3 protein-coding genes are annotated in these 5,015 nt (G+C 68.7%); 2 read left to right on the plus strand and 1 reads right to left on the minus strand.

The features are described from left to right. The first annotated feature begins 112 nt into the window (after nt 1-112). Together thrS and AOK01_RS31135 are read left to right on the plus strand one after the other, a co-directional pair. Nucleotides 113-2,089 (plus strand): threonine--tRNA ligase, encoded by a 1,977-nt coding sequence (thrS, locus tag AOK01_RS31130; RefSeq protein ID WP_055517525.1) that lies wholly within the window; start codon nt 113-115, stop codon nt 2,087-2,089. Nucleotides 2,090-2,336: 247 nt separating this feature from the next. Further along, nucleotides 2,337-2,897, plus strand: a complete 561-nt coding sequence (locus AOK01_RS31135) for an HIT family protein (protein WP_055517526.1) — start codon at nt 2,337-2,339, stop codon at nt 2,895-2,897. A 147-nt stretch (nt 2,898-3,044) separates the two neighbouring features. On the opposite strand, the gene AOK01_RS31140 is transcribed toward AOK01_RS31135, so the two are convergent. After that, nucleotides 3,045-4,706 (minus strand): hypothetical protein, encoded by a 1,662-nt coding sequence (locus AOK01_RS31140; RefSeq protein WP_055517528.1) that lies wholly within the window; start codon nt 4,704-4,706, stop codon nt 3,045-3,047. Nucleotides 4,707-5,015 lie beyond the last annotated feature (309 nt).

Consider the following 5,015-nt stretch of genomic DNA (forward strand, 5'->3'; position numbering starts at 1 on the left):
GACGGAGGGAGGGCCGACCGTTGAGCGAAGGGTGTCCCGGGCTCGGTACGATCGTCTCTGTATGACGCGTGCGAGGGACAGTGCGCGCGTTCCCTTCAGGCAGGAGAGTCCGGTGTCAGACGTCCGTGTGATCATCCAACGCGATTCCGAGCGGGAAGAACGCGTGGTGACGACGGGCACTACGGCAGCCGAGCTCTTCGCCGGCGAGCGCACCGTCGTCGCGGCGCGCGTGGCCGGCGAGCTGAAGGACCTCGCGTACGAGGTGCAGGACGGGGAGACCGTCGAAAGCGTCGAGATCTCCTCCAAGGACGGTCTCGACATCCTGCGCCACTCCACCGCGCACGTGATGGCGCAGGCCGTGCAGGAGCTGTTCCCCGAGGCCAAGCTGGGCATCGGCCCGCCGGTCAAGGACGGCTTCTATTACGACTTCGACGTGGCGAGGCCCTTCACGCCCGAGGACCTCAAGGCCGTCGAGAAGAAGATGCAGGAGATCCAGAAGCGCGGCCAGCGCTTCTCCCGCCGTGTCGTCACGGACGAGGCCGCGCGCGAGGAGCTGGCGTCGGAGCCGTACAAGCTGGAACTGATCGGCATCAAGGGCTCCGCTTCGAGCGACGACGGCGCGGACGTGGAGGTCGGCGGCGGCGAGCTGACGATCTACGACAACCTCGACCCCAAGACCGGCGACCTGTGCTGGAAAGACCTCTGCCGCGGTCCCCACCTGCCGACCACCCGGAACATCCCGGCGTTCAAGCTGATGCGCAACGCCGCCGCCTACTGGCGCGGCAGCGAAAAGAACCCGATGCTCCAGCGTATCTACGGCACCGCCTGGCCCACCAAGGACGAGCTGAAGGCGCACCTCGACTTCCTCGCCGAGGCCGAGAAGCGCGACCACCGCAAGCTCGGCAGCGAACTGGACCTGTTCTCCATCCCGGAGCAGATCGGCTCGGGCCTGGCGGTCTTCCACCCCAAGGGCGGCGTCGTCCGCCGGGTCATGGAGGACTACTCGCGGCGCCGCCACGAGGAAGAGGGCTACGAGTTCGTCTACACCCCGCACGCCACCAAGGGGAAGCTCTTCGAGACCTCGGGCCACCTGGACTGGTACGCCGACGGCATGTACCCGCCCATGCAGCTCGACGAGGGCGTGGACTACTACCTCAAGCCCATGAACTGCCCGATGCACAACCTGATCTTCGACGCGCGCGGCCGGTCCTACCGTGAGCTGCCGCTGCGCCTCTTCGAGTTCGGGACCGTGTACCGGTACGAGAAGTCGGGTGTCGTGCACGGCCTGACCCGTGCCCGGGGCTTCACGCAGGACGACGCGCACATCTACTGCACGCGCGAGCAGATGGCCGAGGAGCTCGACCGGACGCTGACCTTCGTGCTCGGGCTGCTGCGTGACTACGGCCTGACCGACTTCTACCTGGAGCTGTCCACCAAGGACCCGGAGAAGTTCGTCGGCTCGGACGAGGCCTGGGAGGAGGCCACCGAGACGCTGCGGCAGGTGGCCGAGAAGCAGGGCCTCCCGCTGGTCCCGGACCCGGGCGGCGCCGCGTTCTACGGGCCGAAGATCTCCGTCCAGACCAAGGATGCGATCGGCCGGACCTGGCAGATGTCGACGGTGCAGCTCGACTTCAACCTGCCGGAGCGGTTCGACCTGGAGTACACGGGTCCCGACGGCTCCAAGCAGCGGCCGGTCATGATCCACCGTGCGCTCTTCGGGTCGATCGAGCGGTTCTTCGCGGTCCTCCTTGAGCACTACGCGGGCGCGTTCCCGGCGTGGCTGGCGCCCGTCCAGGCGGTCGGCATCCCGATCGGCGACGCGCACATCGACTATCTGCGGACGTTCGCCGCCGAGGCGAAGAAGAAGGGCCTGCGGGTCGAGGTCGACTCGTCGTCCGACCGTATGCAGAAGAAGATCCGCAACGCACAGAAGCAGAAGGTGCCGTTCATGGTCATCGCGGGCGACGAGGACATGGCGAACGGCGCCGTCTCCTTCCGCTACCGCGACGGCTCCCAGGAGAACGGCATCCCGCTCGACGAGGCCATCGCGAAGATCACGAAGGTGGTCGAGGAGCGGACCCAGGTCTGATCCGGGGGTCTGATCCGGGGGTCTGATCCGGGGTCTGATCAGTGATCCGTTCCGTGGTCTGATCCGTACGCGCCTGAAAGCCTCCGGGGAGCTCAGTCGGCTCACCTCCCCGGAGGCTTTTCGCTCCCCTCGCCCGCGCAGACCGGGAGCTGCCGTCGTCCATCGTCCCGGCCGCCCCCAGCCAGGCCGCAGGCCGCAGGCCGTTTCGCGTGGTACCCGGCGACACGCCGTGAACGGGCGAAGCCATATGCTGCATCACATGACGAGTGAGCCGGAGCAGCAGATCGGAGTCGGCACACAGGACGCGTTCCAGCGCCTGTGGACGCCCCACCGGATGGCGTACATCCAGGGCGAGAACAAGCCAACCGGCCCCGGGGCCGACGACGGCTGCCCCTTCTGCTCGATCCCGGCGAAATCCGACGAGGACGGCCTCGTCATCAAGCGCGGCGAGCAGGTCTACGCGGTGCTCAACCTGTACCCGTACAACGGCGGCCATCTGATGGTCGTGCCCTACCGGCACGTGGCGGACTACACCGATCTGACCGTCCCGGAGACCGCCGAGCTCGGTGAGCTGACCAAGCAGGCGATGGCCGCGCTGCGGATCGCCTCAGGGGCGCACGGGTTCAACATCGGGATGAACCAGGGCTCGGTCGCGGGCGCCGGTATCGCCGCGCACCTCCACCAGCACCTCGTGCCCCGCTGGGGCGGCGACACGAACTTCATGCCGGTGGTCGGGCACACCCGCGTGCTGCCCCAACTCCTCGCGGACACCCGCAAGATGCTCGCGGACGCCTGGCCCGCGGCCTGAGCCCTCCGACGGGCGCGGAGCCGCGACCTCGTGACCCATGCCCCATGACCCGTGACGCCATGACCCGTGGCCCCCGTGGCCACATCGTGCGGCTCCGGCACCATGTACAGCCGGGGCCGGACCGGGGCCCGACCGGCCGGCCAGGGCCTACGCGTCGTAGAGGTCCGCCTTCCCCGGTGAGGCGTCCTGGACGGCCCCGCTGAGGGCGGACGAGCGGTTGCCGAACTTCTCCGTGTTCACGCCGTTGTCGTTCAGCACGCGGATCGCCGCCGCGTGCACCACGCGCAGCACCGGCGTCGCGGCACGCAGGGCGTCGTCGGCCATGAAGCGGTGCCGCCAGGGCTTGGCCGCCCAGGCGTGGCGCAGGCCGAAGGGCTCCGGCAGGGTCAGCTTGCCGCCGAGCCAGTCGAGGATCGGCGGGTACCAGGTGAAGGGCGCGCGCACCGCGAGCCGTACCACCTCGTCGGCGTCGACCAGCGGCAGTTTCTGCGTCTTGGTCTCCCAGAACCTGACGGTCTTGGGGACCGTCTTCGTCTTGGCGGCCGGACCGCTGGTGAACAGGGAGTGCACGGGCCCCAGGGCATGGCCGGTGACCTCGATGCGCAGTGTCTCGTGCAGCACGGTCACGGTGATCAGCATCGTGATGACCAGCTGACCGTCCCAGAGCGTCCACTGGACCCCGAGGTAGTGGCGGTCACCGCTGCCGAACTGCTGCTTGTTGCAGATGTCCTGGATGGCGTGCGTCTTGACCTGGTACGCGTCCACGTCGGTGCCGCCCGGCCGGGAGACCGACTTGGCGTTCTCGTTGATCGGTGTGACCACCCAGTGCTTTATCGAAGGCGCCGGGAAACCACCGGTGTTGAGCGGGCCGCGCTCCAGCATGCGCAGCTGGTCGTGGATCGACCGGATGACGTCCCAGCTGCGGAACGGATGGATTTCCTTGGTCGGGTCGGCCGACACCAGGTCCTCGGCGAGCTGCCAGCTGCCCCAGCGCGTGCCCATACCGAGTATTCCCTTGGGGCCCGCGTAGAAGACCGAGTTGGACTGCTGCTCGGCGCCGAGCCGCGCCAGTCCCTGGCGGAGAGCCTCGGCCGACGTCTCGCCGGGGCTGCCGGGCACCGCCTCGGGGATCTTGGCGCCGATGCCGCCGCCCGCCAGCAGGCCGCTCCAGCGCTCCCGCAGGTCATGGGCCGTGCGCTCACTGATCTGCTTCGCCCAGAGCCAGCCGAGGACGGGCGCGACGATCGCCGCGCGGGCGTACCAGGCCCAGAAACCGGCGAACGGCATCTTGATCAGGAAGAGCACCGCGAGGCCGCCCATGGCGATCAGGAGCGTGGTGGCGAGGGCGCCGGCCCGCTTGTCCGTGACCTTGGCGACCGACCGGCGGATCTGGAAGACCAGCAGCCAGACGAGCAGACCCGGCAGGAAGATCAGGCCGGTCAGGACCATCACGGCGGTGAGCCAGCTGTCCCGCTCCTTGCGGATGCGGTTCGCCGCCAGGCAGTGCTCGACGACCACCTGCGGCTCCGTGCCGAAGGACTGGATGAGCGGACTGCGGCCGCCGCCCAGCATCCGGACCTGCACGGCCCGGGCGAAAGCCTCGCCCAGGTTCGGTTTGAAGATCGACGCCCACTTGCGGCCCGGCGAGACACTCGACTGGTGCCATTCGCTGTTGGCGTCGAGGATCGCGTCGACGGGACTGTCCCGGTACGCCGCGGACGCCAGGGCGAACGTCGCAGCCGTCTGTCCCGCGGCACCCGAGAGCGGTACCTGTGCCCCGGGACTGAAATCGAATCCGTCGTTCGCCATGCCGCCCCCATCGCCCCCGTCGCCGCCGTGCTCCGCTGCTGCGGCTCTTCCCGACTTCCGTGCTCCGCACACCTGTTGATCAGGTCATCGTCTTGATCAGGTTCTCAGAGTATCGCCAGGGGCCGACATTCGTCGGCGGACGGCCGCAGCCGTCCGCCGACCGGACGGGAGGCCGACGGGAGGCCGACGGGCGGTCAACCAGGGAACTTCCAAGGTCCGTTCAGGGTCCGTTCAGGGGTTTCCCCGGCATCTTCAGGGAGTTCCCGGCCTGTTCAGGCTTCCCCGGCTCGCTCAGGGATATCCCTGAGC

It is taken from the genome of Streptomyces aurantiacus (assembly GCF_001418335.1).
GTDB lineage: Bacteria > Actinomycetota > Actinomycetes > Streptomycetales > Streptomycetaceae > Streptomyces > Streptomyces aurantiacus.